At 73.7% G+C, this 17,168-nt stretch carries 15 protein-coding genes; 7 read left to right on the plus strand and 8 right to left on the minus strand.

The features are described from left to right. Positions 1-210 precede the first annotated feature (210 nt). Positions 211-870: a GntR family transcriptional regulator gene (locus AB0J72_RS50930; RefSeq protein WP_363413803.1), complete on the minus strand. Its 660-nt coding sequence runs from the start codon at positions 868-870 to the stop codon at positions 211-213. Positions 871-886: 16 nt separating this feature from the next. Here AB0J72_RS50930 and AB0J72_RS50935 point away from each other — a divergent pair, with 16 nt between their 5' ends. Both AB0J72_RS50935 and AB0J72_RS50940 read left to right on the plus strand, forming a co-directional pair. Next, complete coding sequence (locus AB0J72_RS50935; protein ID WP_363413805.1) at positions 887-3,661, plus strand: FAD-binding and (Fe-S)-binding domain-containing protein; 2,775 nt, start codon at positions 887-889, stop codon at positions 3,659-3,661. 62 nt (positions 3,662-3,723) lie between these two features. After that, positions 3,724-4,446, plus strand: coding sequence for a class I SAM-dependent methyltransferase (locus AB0J72_RS50940; protein WP_363413807.1), 723 nt, complete (start codon positions 3,724-3,726; stop codon positions 4,444-4,446). 13 nt (positions 4,447-4,459) lie between these two features. On the opposite strand, the gene AB0J72_RS50945 is transcribed toward AB0J72_RS50940, so the two are convergent. The 3 genes from AB0J72_RS50945 to AB0J72_RS50955 are packed head-to-tail and all read right to left on the minus strand — an operon-like array spanning position 4,460 to position 7,397. Further along, positions 4,460-4,771, minus strand: a complete 312-nt coding sequence (locus AB0J72_RS50945) for a DUF4387 family protein (protein ID WP_363413810.1) — start codon at positions 4,769-4,771, stop codon at positions 4,460-4,462. Further along, a complete protein-coding gene (locus tag AB0J72_RS50950; RefSeq protein ID WP_363413813.1) occupies positions 4,771-6,126 on the minus strand; it encodes an acyclic terpene utilization AtuA family protein in 1,356 nt (451 codons plus the stop codon). Before AB0J72_RS50950 ends, AB0J72_RS50945 begins: the two co-directional genes overlap by 1 nt. Continuing rightward, positions 6,123-7,397, minus strand: coding sequence for an MFS transporter (locus AB0J72_RS50955; protein WP_363413816.1), 1,275 nt, complete (start codon positions 7,395-7,397; stop codon positions 6,123-6,125). The genes AB0J72_RS50950 and AB0J72_RS50955 overlap by 4 nt, the downstream gene beginning before the upstream one ends. Positions 7,398-7,499: 102 nt before the next feature. Here AB0J72_RS50955 and AB0J72_RS50960 point away from each other — a divergent pair, with 102 nt between their 5' ends. Together AB0J72_RS50960 and AB0J72_RS50965 are read left to right on the plus strand one after the other, a co-directional pair. Beyond that, on the plus strand, positions 7,500-8,186 hold the full coding sequence (locus AB0J72_RS50960) for a GntR family transcriptional regulator (protein WP_363413819.1): 687 nt from the start codon (positions 7,500-7,502) through the stop codon (positions 8,184-8,186). A gap of 277 nt (positions 8,187-8,463) precedes the next feature. Further along, positions 8,464-9,021, plus strand: a complete 558-nt coding sequence (locus tag AB0J72_RS50965) for a TIGR03086 family metal-binding protein (protein WP_363413822.1) — start codon at positions 8,464-8,466, stop codon at positions 9,019-9,021. A 54-nt stretch (positions 9,022-9,075) separates the two neighbouring features. Here the strand turns inward: AB0J72_RS50965 and AB0J72_RS50970 are convergent, their stop codons facing one another. From AB0J72_RS50970 to AB0J72_RS50980, 3 genes are all read right to left on the minus strand, one after another. Continuing rightward, positions 9,076-9,756 carry a hypothetical protein gene (locus AB0J72_RS50970; protein ID WP_363413825.1) on the minus strand — a complete coding sequence of 227 codons (681 nt, stop codon included), beginning with the start codon at positions 9,754-9,756 and terminating at the stop codon, positions 9,076-9,078. Positions 9,757-9,800: 44 nt separating this feature from the next. After that, the gene (locus AB0J72_RS50975; protein WP_363413909.1) at positions 9,801-9,968 is read right to left on the minus strand and encodes a sigma factor-like helix-turn-helix DNA-binding protein; all 168 of its coding nucleotides are present in this window, start codon (positions 9,966-9,968) and stop codon (positions 9,801-9,803) included. Positions 9,969-10,164: 196 nt separating this feature from the next. Next, on the minus strand, positions 10,165-11,145 hold the full coding sequence (locus AB0J72_RS50980) for a winged helix-turn-helix domain-containing protein (protein WP_363413828.1): 981 nt from the start codon (positions 11,143-11,145) through the stop codon (positions 10,165-10,167). A gap of 67 nt (positions 11,146-11,212) precedes the next feature. On the opposite strand from AB0J72_RS50980, the gene AB0J72_RS50985 reads away from it, so the two are divergent. Beyond that, positions 11,213-12,466 (plus strand): MFS transporter, encoded by a 1,254-nt coding sequence (locus AB0J72_RS50985; RefSeq protein ID WP_363413831.1) that lies wholly within the window; start codon positions 11,213-11,215, stop codon positions 12,464-12,466. Positions 12,467-12,704: 238 nt separating this feature from the next. On the opposite strand, the gene AB0J72_RS50990 is transcribed toward AB0J72_RS50985, so the two are convergent. Beyond that, complete coding sequence (locus AB0J72_RS50990) at positions 12,705-14,825, minus strand: GGDEF domain-containing protein (RefSeq protein WP_363413834.1); 2,121 nt, start codon at positions 14,823-14,825, stop codon at positions 12,705-12,707. A gap of 286 nt (positions 14,826-15,111) precedes the next feature. Between AB0J72_RS50990 and AB0J72_RS50995 the strand changes: the two genes are divergently transcribed. Further along, a complete protein-coding gene (locus AB0J72_RS50995; protein WP_363413837.1) occupies positions 15,112-16,482 on the plus strand; it encodes a carbohydrate-binding protein in 1,371 nt (456 codons plus the stop codon). 92 nt (positions 16,483-16,574) lie between these two features. Continuing rightward, the gene (locus AB0J72_RS51000) at positions 16,575-17,150 is read left to right on the plus strand and encodes a copper resistance CopC family protein (protein WP_363413840.1); all 576 of its coding nucleotides are present in this window, start codon (positions 16,575-16,577) and stop codon (positions 17,148-17,150) included. Positions 17,151-17,168: the final 18 nt, after the last annotated feature.

Genomic DNA, 17,168 nt, shown 5'->3' on the forward strand with positions numbered 1-17,168 from the left:
CGCCGGTGTGTGCGGCAGTCGCCGGCCTGTGCAGCCGAAATCAGGGTTCTGCCGAGGCATGTGGCGGCCGGATGAAGGCGGGGATCGTCGGTCTGTTCAGCGGCGGATGGTCAGGCCACCACCTGGGGGAGACCCGTCCCGGCAGGTTGCCCGAGCGCTTTCGCTCCTGGTCGGGTGGCAGCGTCGTACATTGGCGGAAAACGGGACAAGTCAGGCCAGGTTGGCGACGAGGAGGGTGCCGGTCGCTTCGAGGTGGGTGCGCATGGCGGCTTCGGCGGCGTGGCCGGCGCGGGCGATGACCGCGGCCACGACCGGCTCGTGCTCGGCGTGGATCTGGGTCAGGGTGCGGCCGCTGGCGGTCGTCGGCGGGCCGAGCAGCGCGGTCGTGGAGCGCAGCTGGGCGACGATGGCCGCGGCGCGGGCGTTGCCGGCGGCGTGCAGGAGCAGGTCGTGCAGCGCCCGGTCGGCCGGCCAGAAGGCGGCCTCGTCGCCGCGTGCCGCCGCGGCCGCCATGGTGTCCAGGGCCGCCCGGATCGCCGCGTGCTGCTCGTCGGTCGCGAGGGTGGCCGCCTTCCGCGCGGCGGGTGGCTCCAGCGCGAGCCGGATCTCGATGATCTCCTCGACGTCGTGGGCGGTGGGCAGCAGGACGCTGAAGCCGCGGTTGCGCCGGATCGCGACCAGGCCCGCCTCGGCCAGGCGGAGCATCCCCTCCCGGACCGGGCTGCGGGAGACGCCGAGCAGGTCGGCCAGCTGATACACCGAGTACGTCGCGCCGGGCACGAGCTCGCCGGCCGCGATGCCGTCGCGCACGGCCTGGGCGACGGCGTCGGCGAGGGAGGGGGCCTCGGGGGGAAGTCGCAGCGACGGCATGAGTAACATGTTACCTATGACTGACGTGGTGGCGGCGCTGGAGGCGGCCGGGCTCGAGGTCCGCGCGGACGCGGGCACCCGTGGCATGTACTCCTCGGACGCCTCGCTGTACCGGATCCCGCCGCTCGCCGTGGTGCGGCCGCGGCACGTGGACGAGGTCGCCGCGGCCCTCGCCGTGGCGCGGGAGACGGGCGTGCCCGTCACGTCCCGTGGCGCCGGCACGTCGGTGGCCGGCAACGCCGTCGGCCGGGGCATCGTCCTGGACTTCTCCCGCCACCTGAACCGGGTGCTCAGCGTCGACCCGGAGGCGCGGACCGCGGTCGTCGAGCCCGGCACCGTGCACGCCGTCCTGCAGAAGGCCGTCATGCCGCACGGCGTGCGCTTCGGCCCCGACCCGTCGACCCACCCGCGCTGCACGATCGGCGGGATGATCGGCAACAACGCGTGCGGCTCGCGCTCCCTCGCGTACGGGCGGACCTCCGACAACGTCGCCGCCCTCACGGTGCTGACGGCGGCGGGGGAGGAGCTGGTCACCGGACCCACGGTCAGCGGCGCGCAGTCGACGGTCGATGCCGTGCGCGCCGTCGTCGGCAAGCACCTCAAGACCGCCAGGACCGAGTTCGACCGGTTCGGCCGCCAGGTCTCCGGCTACGCGGTGCAGCACCTGCTCCCCGAGCGCTTCGACCTCACCCAGGCGCTCGTCGGATCCGAAGGCACCCTCGCCGTCATCACCCAGGCGACCGTGAAGCTCGTCGTCGACGCGCCGGTCCGCGTCGTCGTGGTCCTCGGCTTCCGCGACATCGTCGCCGCCGGCGAGGCCGCCCCGGCCGTCGTCGCGCACGGCCCCACCTCCTGCGAGGGGCTCGACTCGCGGCTGCTCGACGTGCTGCGCGCCCGCCGCGGCCCGGCCGCCGTGCCGCCGCTGCCGGCGGGCGGCGCGTGGCTCTTCGTCGAGCTGGCCGGCGACGACCCGGGCGAGGTTTCGGCGCGTGCCTCGAGGCTGGCCGCCGATGGGATCGCCCCGGAAGCGCTGGTCGTCACCGACCCGGTGGTGCAGGCGCAGCTGTGGCGGATCCGGGAGGACGGCGCGGGCCTCGCCGGCCGCGCTCCCTCCGACCGGCCCGCGTGGCCCGGCTGGGAGGACGCCGCCGTGCCACCCGCGCAGCTCGGCGCCTACCTGGCGCGGTTCGACGAGCTCGTCGCGTCGTACAAGATGACGTCGGCGCCGTTCGGGCACTTCGGCGACGGCTGCATGCACGTGCGCCTCGACTACCCGCTCGACGAGCCCGGCGGCACCAAGGTCCTGCGCGACTTCCTCACCGACGCGGCCAAGCTCGTCGGGGAGTTCGGCGGCTCGCTCTCCGGCGAGCACGGCGACGGGCGGGCCCGCTCCGAGCTGCTGCCGCACATGTACTCGGCGGACGCGATCGCCCTGTTCGCCGGGGTCAAACACGCCTTCGACCCCGGTAACCTCCTCAACCCCGGTGTCCTCGTCGACCCGGATCCCGTCGACGCCGATGTACGACCGGCCGGCCGCTTCCCGCTCAAGGGGCTGGCGCTGGCGTACCCGCACGACGGCGGCGACCTCGCGCAGGCCGTGCACCGCTGCACGGGCGTCGGCAAGTGCCGCGCCGACAACTCCGCCGCCGGCGGCGTCATGTGCCCGTCCTACCTGGCGACCCGCGAGGAGAAGGACTCCACCCGCGGCCGGGCCCGGATCCTGCAGGAGGTGGTCCGCGGCGAGCTGACCTGGTCCGACCCGTCCGTGCACGACGCCCTCGACCTGTGCCTGTCCTGCAAGGGCTGCGCCTCGGACTGCCCGACCGGCATCGACATGGCCACCTACAAGTCCGAGGTGCTGCACCAGACGTACCGCGGCCGGCTGCGGCCACGCTCGCACTACACCCTCGGGAAGCTGCCCCTCTGGGCGCGCCTGGCGGGGTGGACGCCGCGGCTGGCGAACCTCGGCATCCGCCTGCCCGTGCTGGGCGCGTTCTTCCTGTGGCTGGCGGGCGTCGACAAGCGCCGCTCCGTGCCCCGCTTCGCCCGCCGCCCGTTCCGGCGCACGTTCAAGCCCGAGACCAGCGAGCTCAAGCCGGTCGTGCTGTTCGCGGACTCGTTCTCCGACGCGTTCTCCCCGTCCGTGGCCGCCGCCACCGTCCGGGTCCTGCGCGCCGCCGGCTACGAGCCACGCCTGCCGTCGGGGTCGGTGTGCTGCGGCCTGACCTGGATCACCACCGGCCAGCTCGACTCCGCCCGCAAGATCCTGACGCGCACCGTGGCCGCGCTCGCCGCCGACGCCCACGCCGGAGTGCCCATCGTCGGCATCGAGCCGTCGTGTACCGCGGTGCTCCGCTCCGACATCCACGAGCTGCTGCCGGACTCCCCGGACGCCCCCGTGGTCGCCTCGTCGGTCCGCACCCTCGCCGAGCTGCTCGCCGAGACCCCCGGCTGGACCCCGCCGGACCTGTCGGACGTCGAGGTCGTCGCCCAGCCGCACTGCCACCACCACGCCGTCCTCGGCTGGAAGGCCGACGCCGACCTGCTGGCGTCCACCGGCGCCAAGGTCCGCCGCCTCTCCGGCTGTTGCGGCCTGGCCGGCAACTTCGGCGTCGAGATCGGCCACTACGACGTGTCCGTGGCCGTCGCCTCGCAGCAGCTGCTGCCGGCCCTGGACGCCGCCCCTTCCGCGGTCGTCCTCGCCGACGGCTTCTCCTGCCGCACCCAGGTCGCCGACCTCCGCGACCGTCCCGCCGTCCACCTTGCCGAGCTGCTGGACCCATCGCGCTGACCGATGGTGGCCATCGCGCATTGTCGTTTTTCGTCGACCCGGGCGGCCCTTACGGTGGATGCGTGTTCGACTACGACGCCGAGCTCCGCCCGCACACCGCCCACCTGCGCGCCGCCGCCGCGGTGGACACCCGCGACCGGGTGCTCGACGTCGGCTGCGGCACGGGTCAGACGACCCGCGCCGCGGCCCGCGCCGCCACCGCCGGCAGCGCGCTCGGCGTCGACATCAACGGCCCGGCGCTCGCTACGGCGCGGACCCGGAGCGCCGGCCTGAGCAACATCGCGTTCGAGGAGGCGGACGCCGCGGTGCACGCCTTCCCGCCCGCCCAGTTCGACGTGTGCCTCAGCCGCTTCGGCACGATGTTCTTCGCGGACCCGGCGGCCGCCTTCACCAACATCGCCATGGCCCTGCGCCCCGGCGCACGCCTGGCCATGCTCGTCTGGCAGGCCGCCGACCGCAACGAGTGGTCGACCGTGGTCGGCGAGGCGCTCGCGGCCCCACCCCGCCCCGCCGCGTTCTCCCTGGCCGACCCGGCCTCGACGGGCGACCTTCTGACGTCCGCGGGCTTTACGGGCGTCGCCTTCACCGACGTGCACGAGCCCGTCTACTACGGCCCCGACCCGACGTCCGCGTACGACGCCGTCATGTACCTCGAGCGGGCCGCCGGCACCGACCCGGACCCGTCCGCCCGCCGCCGCCTGCACGAGGCCGTCACCGCGCACGCCACCCCCGCCGGCGTCACGTTCGACTCCCGCGCCTGGCTGATCACCGCCCGCCGCACCTGACGCGGGCGCCGCGCTACCCGTCGCCGGGCAGGGGGAGCAGGGCGAGGGGGACGTGGTGCTGGCCGGCGTGGATGTCGCGGTCGTGCAGGCTGCCCTGCGAGACCGGGCGGGGGAACGAGATCTTGACGACGTTGAGCGACGGGATGCGGAAGATCTGCACGGTGGCCGGCGGGACCCCGTACAGACGGGCGATCACCGGCGCGTCGACGAAGGCGACGGCGGCGAACCCCGCGGCGTCGCGCATGAAGAGCTCCATCGTCACCCAGAACGGGCCGGCGTTCTTGGAGCGCACCTCGATCGCCAGGTCGCCGACGGTACGGGACATCACAAGGCCTCCGGGAAAGCGATGCGGAACAGGCTGGTGGGCGAGTCCACGGCGACGACGTGGTTGAGGGCGAACTCGTAGGTGGCGCCGCGCTCGGTCTCGGCGGGTGACGTCGCGAACGCGAGGCTCGGCAGGTGCTGCATGTCCGGCGTCGGCAGGTGCAGCATGAGCGGGTTCGCCACCTTCGCGATCGCGGTGGCGGTCGGCTGGTCGGCGGCGTTGACCAGCAGCATCACGCCGACCTCGCGGGGCGGCCGGGTGTCGGGGTCGAGCGGGCCGAGGACCGCGTCGAAGCCGTAGAGGCGGATGTCGAACGAGTAGCCGTCGTGCAGGCCGAGCGTCTGCGCGACCCGGTCGGTGAGGACCTTGCGCAGCAGCGCGGCCCACGTGGTGATCTGGCCGAGGATGTGCGGGTCGCGGATCGCGGTGAACGACATCGTCTGGTAGCCGGTGACCCGCGCGCCTTCGAGCTTCACGGTGTACTGCTCGGCCGGCTCGAAGCGGGAGCCCTCCACCCGGACCCGGCGGTGGTCCAGGGCGCGGTACGTCGCGTCGGCCACCTCCAGCGTCCCGGCGGGCTCGCGCATGGAGAACGGGTTGGCCGTCTCGTACAGCATGTGCGCCGCGACCGACGTGGGGGTGCACGCCACCGCGGGGTCGAGCGGCTCGATGGTGAAGCCGGTGGCGTCGACCGTGGCGAGGACCCCGCTGGAGCGCGGGTCCGTGGTGCACTGCGCGCCGCACTCGACGATCTTCGCGGCGTGCCAGGCGGGGCCGGCGGGCAGGCCGCGCATGAGCGGGACGGCCGCGGCGAGCGCGGTGTCGGTGGCGCGGCCGGCGAGCACGACGTCGGCGCCGGCGGCGAGCGCCTCCGCGATCGGTTCGTGGCCCATCATGGCGACGATGTGCGCGCAGCTGTCCAGGGTCGCCGCGTCGAGGTCGCCGGCCGGCGGCAGCGGGTGGATCCGGCCCTGGTCCAGGAGCGTGCCGAGGTCCGCGGCCCGCTGCTCGCTGTAGATGGTGGCCACCCGCAGGGACATGCCTTCGGCGGCCAGGACGTCGCGGGTGATGCCGGCGACCCAGTCGACGCCGGCGTCGGTGCCGCTGGTGCCGCACGAGCCGATGATCAGCGGGATGCCGGCCGTGGCCACCGCGCGCAGCAGCGGGCGCAGGTCACGGGCCACGGCCGCGGCGGCGGTCTTCGCGGTGCCGGTGCCGAGGTAGTAGGGCCCGGAGTCGGTGGAGCCGCCGTCGAGGGCGATCACGTCGGCGCCGAGCTCCAGCCCGCGGGCGATGATCTCGGGCGGGAACCCGGAGCCGAGCATGCCGGACGGCACGAGGATGCGGACGGTCACATGATCTCCTGTTCTGAGGGGACTGCTCCGGTACGCCGCTCCAGGTGCTGGAGCCGCGCGATCACGACGATGGCGAGCGACGCGAGGACCGCGATGTCCAGCAGCATCCCGGCCCAGCCGGTGAGGTCGACGACGGCGCCGATGAGCGCCGGTCCGCCGAAGCCGCCGAGGTACCAGGTGACCGCGTACAGCCCGGTGTAGGTGCCGAGGACCCGGCTGGACGGGGCCAGGTTCCACAGCGCGACGATCGCGTTGATCGTGAACGCGGCGGCGCCGGCGGCCGCGACGCAGAACACGACGACCGTGCCGGTGGCGGTCTGCGCGACGGTGCCGGCGGCGAGCGCGACCACGAAGACGACCATGCCGGCGGCCATGGTGCGCAGCCGCCCGAAGCGTTCGGCGGCGAGCGCGGCCGGGTAGCAGGCGAGCAGGTACGCGACGCCGCTGGGCAGGGTCAGCCCGCCGGCCTCGCCGCGGGTGAGGCCGAGGGCCTGCATCCCGTACGGCGTGATGAGCGACCGCGACGCGAACCACGCCCCGCCGAACAGCAGCACGGTGAGCAGCAGCAGGAGCCGGCGGCGGTCGGGGTCGCGGACCAGTTCAGCGAACACCTGACGGGCCTTGCCCTCGGCTCCGTCGGCCTTCGCCTCGGTGACCGCGGCCTGGTAGCCCGGCGACCGGCTGTCGCGCACCTTGGCCACCAGGACCGCCGTGGCGACCAGCATGATCGCGGCGGGGATGACGAACGCGCCCTTCGGGTGCTCGTCGACCACGAGCAGGCTGATCAGCGACGCGACGATGATGGTCAGCGAGGTCGCGATCTTCACGGCGGCGGTCGCCCGGCTGCGGCGCTCCGGGGCGATGAAGTCCGGCACCAGCGACTCCGCCAGGGGGCGGGTGCTGTTGGCGACCAGCGCGTACAGGAACATCACCGCGACCAGCGCCGCCAGCGACGTCGCCCAGGGCAGCAGCAGGAAGATCAGCGCGGCGAGGGGCATGCCGACCGCGATGTACGGCATCCGCCGCCCCCACCGCGTCCGCGTGTTGTCCGACCGGTTGCCGATCCACGGCTGGACGAACATGCCCACCAGGTTGTCCGCGCCCATGAGCAGGCCCACGACCGCCGCGCTGGACACGTGCTCGCGCAGCAGGGCGGGCACCTGGTTGTCGTAGAAGTTCCAGGTCGACTCCTGCGCGAAGAGCGCCAGGGCGACGAAGAACGTGATGCCGCGGTCGGACACCGTGCCGTCGCGGACCTTCGGTTCGGCCATGCCGTGCCTCCTTGGGGTGTCCGGCGTCACGCTAATTTGCTATAGCAAAACCGTCAACAGTTGCATCGGGTGTACGTGATGGCATGCGCTAGAGTGCGTGGCATGCCCGCCGAGACGCTCGCCGACCAGGCGTACCGCCACGTCCGCACCGCCATCGCCACCGGCGAGCTGGCGGCGGGGGAGAAGGTCACCGAGCGCGGTGTGGCGTCCCGCCTCGCGATCAGCCCGACCCCCGTCCGCGAGGCGCTGCGCCGCCTGGAGCTCGACGGACTCATCGAACGCATCGGCCCGCGGACCGTGCTCGTCGCCGCGATCCGCGACGCCGCCGTCGACGACCTGACCGAGGTGGAGATCGGGCTGCGCGGCCTGGTCGCCCGCTTCGCCGCCAGGCACGCCACCACCGACCAGCTCGACGCCCTCGACGCGATCCTCGACCGCGCCGACGACCTGCTCATCCTGCTCAAGGACCGCCGCCGGCACGAGCAGCCCACCGACCGGCATCTCAACGCGCTGCTGGACACCATGCAGGAGTTCAACGACACGGTCGACGCCTGCGCGCACAACCCCGTGCTGATCCGCATGCTCGACCAGAGCCGCGTCTTCTCCCGCCCGCAGCGCCGCGAGCTGCTGCTGCGCCGGGTCGCGGAGGACGAGTCGTTCGGCCTCGAGCGGTACACCAGCCACCGCGCCCTCGTCAGGGCCCTGCGCGCCGGCGACTCCGCCACCGCCGAACGCATCGCCCTTGAGGACTCCCAGGGCGGCCTCGCCGCCCTCCGCGACGGCCGCTGAGCTGGCTCACCCCGCCGCGTTCGGCTGCCGGCGCGGCCGCGACACCGCCGTACCTGGCCCGCGCTCTTGGCGACGACCACGAGGACGTCGAAGACGCGCGGGCGGAGGTCGGGCGGCTGCAGTCCCGGCAGTCCCGCTGACCCGGGGCGCAGCTGGTTCCTTCGATGTGCGCGCTGCGGCCGCATTCGTGGACATGGATCCCTGGGGTCGGGGCCCGAACGGCTGCAATCTCGCCGAGCGGCCGGTGGGGGACGGTCGGACGGGTTAGCGTGGCCGCATGACTGCAGCGGAAGAACACCGGAGCATCGCCGGCACGTTCACCGATCGGGTCCGTGGCGTGCCGACCGGCGGCTGGGACCGACCGGCGCCGTGCGAGGGCTGGGTGGCCCGGGACGTCGTCGGGCATCTCGTCGAATGGCTGCCGGGGTTCCTGCGCGCCGGCGCGGGCATCGACCTGCCGAAGGGACCGCCGGTCGCCGAGGACCCGGTCGCCGCCTGGCAGGTGCACACCGACGCCGTGCAGGCGCTGCTGGACGACCCGTCCAGCGCGGACCGGATGCTGTCCAACCCGCACATCGGCGAGCTGCCGGTCGCCACGGCGATCAGCCAGTTCTACACCTCCGACGTGTTCCTGCACACGTGGGACCTGGCCCGCGCGACCGGCCAGGACGAGCGGCTCGACCCGCAGCGCTGCGCGGTGATGCTGGAGGGCATGCTGCCGATGGACGAGGTGCTGCGCAGCAGCGGCCACTACGGCCCGCGGGTCGAGATCCCCGCCGACGCCGACGCGCAGACCCGGCTGCTGGCCTTCATCGGCCGCGACCCTTCCCACTAGCCGATGCCGCCCGGCCGGTCCCGGCGCGGGGTGAGACCGGCCGGGCGGTCTGATTCAAGCGAAACTCTGCTGCCACAGTTCGGCGTCGGCTGCGTCGTGCCAGCGCGTGAACCCACAGGCCCAGGCCACCGGATCGGTCAACGGCGTCCCACCGAAACGCGGTTCGCCGGAGACCAGCAGCCGCGATCCGATCCCGAACGGCACCAGATCCGGGCTGACGCCGCCCGTCGGATTCACCAGTCCGACGGTGACGCTCCCGGCTGAGCCGCCCCGGAACCATCGGTGAACCTTGAACGTCACCGGAAGAAACATGCCTGTCCCGTCGTTGGTGGCGCCGATTCCGGCCACCGTCCCGTCGAACGCGAAGCTGCGCCGGGCAAGTGACTGGGCCGAATACGACTCGACACAACTCTGGCTCACTGAGGTGCCCGCGAAGACGTCGCCGCGACGCGCGCCGGACGGTGACCCGGGTCCCGGCGTCGACTCGGGCCCCGTCGGCTTTTGTGGCAGCCCGTTCAACGCAATGGCGAGGGCAAGGACCGCCGCCGTTGCGGTCGTCACGGCCGCGCCGATGGTCAACGCCCAACGGCGGCGAGGTCGTGGTGCTGCCGACGGACTGTTGATGACCCGTTCGAGGAGAGCCTGCCTGGCGCGGGAATCACCAAGTGCCTCCGTGTGCGTCGCGTCCAGCGCCATCGCCTGCCTGACATGATCGGCGAGTCGTTCGTCCTTCACAGCTCCCACCTCCTGGCACTCCATGTCCGCCACCCGGCAGCGCGTTACACCTCGATGCCCTCGGCGTTCAGCTCGCGGGCGAACCGGGACCGGGCACGATGGAGCCTCACCCGTACATACACCGCCGTGCGACCCAGCACCCGGGCGATCTCGGTGGGCGTGAGACCTTCGACCGCGACGAGACCGAGGATGTCTTGATCCTCGGGCCGCAGGCGGTCAAGACATCCGCGACGACATCCGAGGCGTCCTGGACCGAATCGGTGCGGCGCAGCACGTAGGCAAAGACTGGCTCATAGTGGGCGGCATATGCTCGCTCGAACCGGGCCGATCGCATACCCGCTCCATGTCCACCAACACCCCGTGCGTTACACCCGCTTGTCGTCGCAGCATCTGGCGTACCGACGGCCGCTATCCCGGCGCTGCGACGAGTGCGTCGCCGAGCGGGGTGCGGCGGTAGAGCACGGAGCGGCCCGACCGGGCGCGGTGCACCAGGCCCGAGCGGTGCAGGACGGCGAGGTGGTCGCCGACGGCGCCGGTGGCCATGCCGTACGCCCGGGCGAGCTGGCTCGTGCTGGCCGGGTCGCCGAGGGTGGCCAGCAGCAGCGCCCGGGACCGGCCGAGCAGCGCAGACAGGTGCGCGGGCGGCTCGGGCGGGCCGTGCTCGAGCAGCGTCCCGACGCCGCGGGCCGGGTAGACGATCGCCTTGGGCCAGGGGTCGTCGGCGTACACGGCGATCTCCGGCCACACGAAGACCGACGGGACGAGCAGCAGCCCGTCCCCGCAGAGCGCGATCTCGCCCTTGCTCCGGACGTGCAGGTCGATGCCGCCGTCGCGCCAGCGGACCTTCCGGTGCAGCCCGGCGAGGGCGGCGGCCCAGCCCGCGCGGCCGAGCTCGCCGACGCGGTGCACGACGTCGCGCTCGCACAGCAGCCGCAGCCGCGGCCAGTCGTCTTCCAGCAGCGCCGTCCACGCCGCGGCCAGCACGTCGGCGAGGCGGTCCAGGGCGTCCGGCGCGGCCAGCACCGCCCGCGCGGCGTCCGACACATCCCGGCGGTGCCGCAGATAGAAGTCGATCTCCGCCCGGACGCCGTCCGCCGGCGCGGCGCGCATCGTGGCGAGGTCGTCCTCGATGGTCTGCAGCCGCGGCGGTGGGGAGAAGAACGTCGCGCCGGCCCGCGGCGTGTGCAGCGCGTCGATCGCCGCGAGCCCCGCCCCGTGCCGCCCGGCCAGCTCCGCGAACCGCGGCCGCAGCCGGGCCAGCCACGCCTCTGGCACGCCCTGCGGGTGCGGGCTCTGCAGGGCGCGGATCAGGTGGTGCAGCTCGAAGACCGGCGACAGCGCGAACCTGGTGCGCACCAGGTCCTCCGCACCCACCACGAACCGCAGCACGCCCTAGACCTTACGCCGTGTGGCGAATCATTCGTGCCGTTCCCCGCCCGCCCGCAGGCTGGTGCGCATGACTGTCGTCGACCGCCCGGCCACGTACCGCGAGGTGTTCGCGGAGCCGTCGTTCCGTGCCCTGTTCGTCGCGCGGACCCTGGCGATCGGCGCGAACTCCCTGCAGATCTTCGCGCTGTCCGTCCTGGTCTACACCGGCACCGGCTCCGCACTGCTCAGCGCGCTCGCCTTCGGCGCGGGCTTCCTGCCACAGGTCGTCGGCGGGCTGCTGCTCGGGTCGCTGACCGACCGCCTGCGACCGCGGCCGCTCATCGTCGCCGGGTACGCGGTCGAGGCCCTCCTCGCGGCGGCCCTGGGCCTGCTCGACCTGCCGGTCGCGGCGAGCCTCTCGCTGGTCGCCGTGGTCGCGTGCGGCACGCCGGTGTTCGCGGGCGCGGCGGCCCGCGTCATCGCCGAGCAACTGACCGGCGACGCGTACGTCCTCGGCCGCTCCGTGTCCAACATGTCGTCCTCCGCCGCCCAGCTGCTCGGCCTCGCGGGCGGCGGCGTCGCCGTGGCCGCCGCGGGCCCCCGCCACGCCCTGCTCTTCGCCGCCGCCTGCCACGTGGCCGCCGCGGTGCTGGTCCGCTTCGGCCTCGGCCCAGGCGGCGGTTCCCGCGGTGGTGCCGTCCGTTCCCGTGGCGGCGCCGTCCGTTCCCGTGGCGGCGCTGTCAGGGACAGCCTGGCCGGGGCGTCGGCGCTGTTCGGCGACCGCACCATCCGCCGGCTGCTGCTCGCCCAGTGGCTGCCGTCCGCGTTCGCCGCCGGCGCTGAGGCCCTCCTCGTCGCGTACGCCGGCCGCCGCGGCTTCCCATCAGGCTCCGGCGCCGTCCTCATGGCCGCCCCCGCCGCCGGCATGCTCCTGGGCAACTTCGTCGCCGGCCGCTTCCTCCGCCCCACCCTGCGCGAACGCCTCGCCGGCCCCTTCCTGCTCCTGCTCGGCACCCCACTCATCGCCGTGCTCGCCGCCCCACCACTCCCGGTCCTGGCCGCGCTGCTCGTCATCGCGGGGACAGGCTTCGCGTACGGCCTCGGCCTGCAACGCGCCTTCCTCGCCGCCGCCCCCGAAGCCCGCCGCGGCCAGCTCTTCGCCCTGCTCTCCACCGGCATGATGACCCTGCAGGGCCTCAGCCCCCTGCTTCTGGGCACCGTCGCGGAGCTCACTTCCCCCGCCCTGGCCATCGCGTCCGCCGGAGCCGCCACGGTACTGGTGGCGCCCCTCCTGCTGCGCGGCCGCCCCAGTGACATCCGACCGGCCCGAAGCGCATCCTGAAACGGCAAGGCTTCCGTCCGCCAGCGCGGCCGGTGGCCCTGAATGCCGAAGCGGAACACGATTCGATTCTGTTTACCAGGCAGGCGGCGGTGGTGTGATGCCGACGGCCGCCCGAGTGATTGACGCTCGCCAAGTGGTGCTGCCGGTGCAACAGTTGGGCCATGACTTGGGGAGCGCGGACAACGTCGCGCGGGTCGGCCACTTGGACGTGGGCCGATCGTCGGCGAGCAAAAACGTCTCAGCGGGCGGCGGTCTTTGCCTGGTACATGGCGGCGTCGGCGGCGGAGAGGATCTCGTCGGCGGTGGCGCGGTCGTCGCACGGGGTGCAGCCGATGCTGACGCCGATCCGCACGAGCTGGCCGGCGACCGTGTAGGGCGCGACGATCGACGCCCGGAGGCGGTCGGCGATGCCGTCCAGGTGCTCCGCCTCCGCCAGGAACACCACGAACTCGTCGCCGCCGAAGCGGGCGGCCATGTCCCCGGTGCGCAGCGACCGGCGGATGCGTTCCGCCACGTAGACGAGCAGTTCGTCGCCGGCGGCGTGGCCGAGGCGGTCGTTGACCTGCTTGAAGCCGTCGAGGTCGAGGAACAGCACGGCGAAGCGGCGGTCGGGGGCGCGGACGGCGCGCGAAAGGGTCTCCACGAGCGCGGCCCGGTTGGGCAGGCCGGTGAGCGGGTCGGACAGCGCGGCCCGGCGCAGCCGCTCCTCCTGTTCGCGCAGGTCCAGCCCGACGGTGAGCAGGGCCGCGCACTGGTTGACCAGCTCGCGGCCGTCCTCGACCTGGCTCTCCACGACGCCGGCGACCGCGAGCAGGCCCCGGTCGCTGGCGTTGACCTTCGCCGGCACGACGAAGACCGTCTCGCCGGGACCGGCCGCTTCGATCAGCCCGGCCGGCGGGAACGCGCGCACCTCGAGGGTGCCGCCGCCGATCGCCGGGCCGGGGTGCCGGCGCCAGCCGTCCGTGACGTCGAGCCGCCCTTGCGCGCCCCAGAGCCCGAGGGAGCCGGCGGTCGCCGGGGTCACCGACAGCCAGCCGAGGTCCCGCGGGTCGGATTGGCGGTTGTAGAGCAGCGCCATGGACAGGTCGTAGTGGGCGCCGACCGTGGAGCGCAGCCGCCACCGGTCGCCGAAGTTGGCCACCTGCCGGACCCGCACGACGGCGAGGATCAGCTCCTGGACGCAGCCGTCGAGGCGCCGGGCCGTGGCGACGTCGGCGGCGGGCACCTGCTGGACGTACTCCTGGACGGCGCGGGCCACGATCCGCATGCCTTCGGGCTGGGCCTGCAAGGCATAGAGCGCGAGCAGCGCGGCGGTCGCGCCGGCGTGGTCCGGGGGTCGCCCGGCGGCCGCCGCGCCGGCCAGGTCGACGACCGAGTCGACGGCCTTGGCGAGAACGGTGAGGTGTTCGCCCGTCCGTACGGCATCCGGCGGCAGCAGCACGGCGAGGCGCTCGGTGAGCCGGGCCGGGCCGGGATCCGCGACCGGCGGGGGCAGCCGCAGGACCGAGTCGGAGCAGCCGCAGGACCCGCGGGGCACGAACGCGGTCGGCACCCGCTGCGCGCCCGGCGGCAGCGGCGCCCCGGCGACGGCCCGCAGCAGCAGGTCCACCGCGCGGGCCGCCATCACGGTCAGCGGCTGGCGGACGCTGGCGAGGCTCGGGTTGAGGTACGCGGCGACCTCGATGTCGTCGAAGCCGGTGATCGCGAGGTCGTCGGGGCAGGCGAACCCGGCGGCGGTCAGCGCGGTCAGCAGCCCCATCGCGTTGCGGTCGGTCGCCGCCACGATCGCGGTCGCGGTGTTGCGCAGGGCCCGCGGGTCGACCCCGGCGACGCCGCTCTCGAGGTTGTCGGTGGCGGGCAGGAACAGCGCGGGGTCGGGCTCGATGCCGTGGGCGAGCAGGGTCCCGGTGTAGGCGTGGTGGCGTTCGGCGATGTCGGAGGCGGCGACGTACCCCGTGAACGCGATCCTGCGGTGCCCGTGCTCGACGAGGTGCGTGACGGCGTCCCGGACGCCGGCGCCGTTGTCGGCGACGACGGCGGTCAGGTCGGGGCGGCCGGCGCGGTGCCCGAGGAGCACCACGGGCTTCCCGGCGGCGTGGAGCCGGTCGAGGTAGTCGCCGGTGACGGCGTCGGCGAGGACCACGAACCCGGCGATGTGGTCCCAGGCGACCGGCGCGGTGAACGTCGGCGTGCCCCCGTTGACGGCCATGTCCGCGGCGGCGTCGAGGGTCTGCACCGCGACGGTGCGGCTGCCGGCCGCGGCGGCGGCCGCGCTGATCCCGGCGAGGATCGTGCCGTAGTAGGCGCCGCCGACGAACGGCGACAGCACACCGATCACCGCACCGTCGCCCGCGCCCATACCGGCCACCTCCGCTCTCCGTATCGGCAATCGTGGCGGCGGCATTCGTCGAACCGGGCGGGAACACCGGATCTGGGACCGGTTGCGGTACCGGTTGCGCCGCGACCCCATCCGCTCCGCGACCAGCGGAGAGAGCGCTCTCTTCCACGAAGCGCCGCCACCCGAACGGTGCTTCTGTTAAGACTCTGAACAGCGGAAACAGTCATTGACACCAGGATCGCACGCTCGCTACAAAGCATGAGAGCGCTCTCACGAGACACCCCCCCGCTCTTGGAGGTTTCCGCCAATGCCCCCTGCTGTGCGCCCCCTGGCCCTCGCGGCCGTCCTGGTGGCGACCGCCGCCGTCACCGTCAACGCCTACGCCGCCGTCCCGTCGACCCCGTCCGGCTGGACGTTGCAGTGGAGCGACGACTTCACCGGCACCGCCGGCACCCTGCCGTCGTCGACGAACTGGCTCTTCACCACCGGCACCCAGTACGCCGGCGGCCCCGCCAACTTCGGTACCGGCGAGATCCAGACCTACACCACCAGCACGCAGAACCTCGCCCTCGACGGCTCCGGAAACCTGAGGATCACCCCGATCAGGTCCGGCTCCGGGCAGTGGACGTCGGCCCGCATCGAGACCCGCCGGACCAACTTCAAGCCGCCGTCGGGCGGTGTCATGCGCATCGAGGGCCGCCTGCAGATGCCGAACGTCTCCGGCGCCGCCGCCGCGGGCTACTGGCCGGCGTTCTGGGCCCTCGGCTCGCCGTACCGGGGCAACTACTGGAACTGGCCGGGCATCGGCGAGCTGGACATCATGGAGAACGTCAACGGCGTCAACCAGGTCTGGGGCACGCTGCACTGCGGCGTCAACCCGGGCGGGCCCTGCAACGAGACCACCGGCCTCGGCGCGACCCGGAGCTGCCCGACCAGCGCCTGCCAGGGCAACTTCCACACGTACGCGATCGAGTGGGACGCGAGCGTCAGCCCGCAGGTGCTGCGCTGGTACCTCGACGGCGTCCAGTTCTTCTCCGTGAACCAGAACCAGGTCGGCTCGTACTGGTCGAGCATGACCAGCCACGAGGGCTACTTCATCCTGCTCAACGTCGCCATGGGCGGCTCGTTCCCCAACGGCGTCGCCGGCTACTCCACCCCCACCGGCAGCACCGCGTCCGGCGTGCCGATGCTCGTGGACTACGTCGCCGTGTACACCAAGGGCGGCGGCTCGAACCCGACCCCGACCGTCACCCCGACCCCGACCCAGACCCAGACCGGTGGCGGCCGCGGCGCCTACAGCACCATCCAGGCCGAGTCCTACAACGCGCAGTCCGGGGTCGTGCCCGGCAGCGACCAGATCGGGTACCTCGCCAACGGCGACTGGGCCCGCTACGACAACGTCGACTTCGGCAGCGCCTCGCCGAAGGACTTCCTCGCCCGCGTCTCCTCCGGCGCCGCCGGCGGCGTCAGCGGCACCGTCGAGGTCCGCCTCGACAACGTCGGCAACGCGCCGGTCGCGAGCTTCTCCGTCGCCAACACCGGCGGCTGGAGCAGCTTCCGCGAGATCCCGGGCAACCTGACATCCCAGGTCACCGGCCGGCACACGGTGTTCCTGCGCTTCAGCAGCGGCCAGCCGGCCGACTTCGTCAACGTCGACTGGTTCGTCTTCCGCAGGTAGCACCCCCATGAGCGCCGGTGGTCACAGTGGATGCGGCCCGCTGTGACCACCGGCTTCCAGGTCCGCGCCGCGCCCCATGCCAGGATTGGCGCATGCGACTGCACGCGACGCTCCGCGCGATCCTGGCCGCCGCCGCGGCGACGCTCCTCATCCTGCTGCCGCCGGCCCCGGCGTGGGCCCACACGACGCTCACCAAGAGCGACCCGGCCGCGGGCGCCACCGTCAGCACGCCGGTCGCCGCGGTGACGCTGACGTTCACGGAGATGGTGAAGCAGCAGGCGAGCACCGTCGAGGTGACCGGTGCCGACGGCGTCTCGTACAGCGAGGGCACCCCCAGATCGGTGAACAAGACCCTCACGCAGGCGATCCGGCCGCTGCCGCCGGGACCGGTGACGGTCGTGTGGCGCACGGCCGCCGGCGACGGGCACCCCCTGGAGGGCAGGTTCACGTTCACCAACGCCGCGCCGGCCCCGACGAGCGCGGCGCCGTCGCCCTCACCGTCGCCGTCCGCCGCCCCCACCAGCGCGGCCCCGTCGCCGGCCGCCGCCGAGCCGGCCGCCAAGGACGACGGCGGCGGCATCGTCGGGCTGCTGTGGGCGGCGCTGGGCGCGGCCGCGGTGGTCGCCGCCGGCATCGCGGTCTGGCAGCGGCGGCGCCGCATGAAGTGACCCTCGCCGGGACGCGGG

It is taken from the genome of Dactylosporangium sp. NPDC049742 (assembly GCF_040674675.1).
GTDB lineage: Bacteria > Actinomycetota > Actinomycetes > Mycobacteriales > Micromonosporaceae > Dactylosporangium > Dactylosporangium maewongense.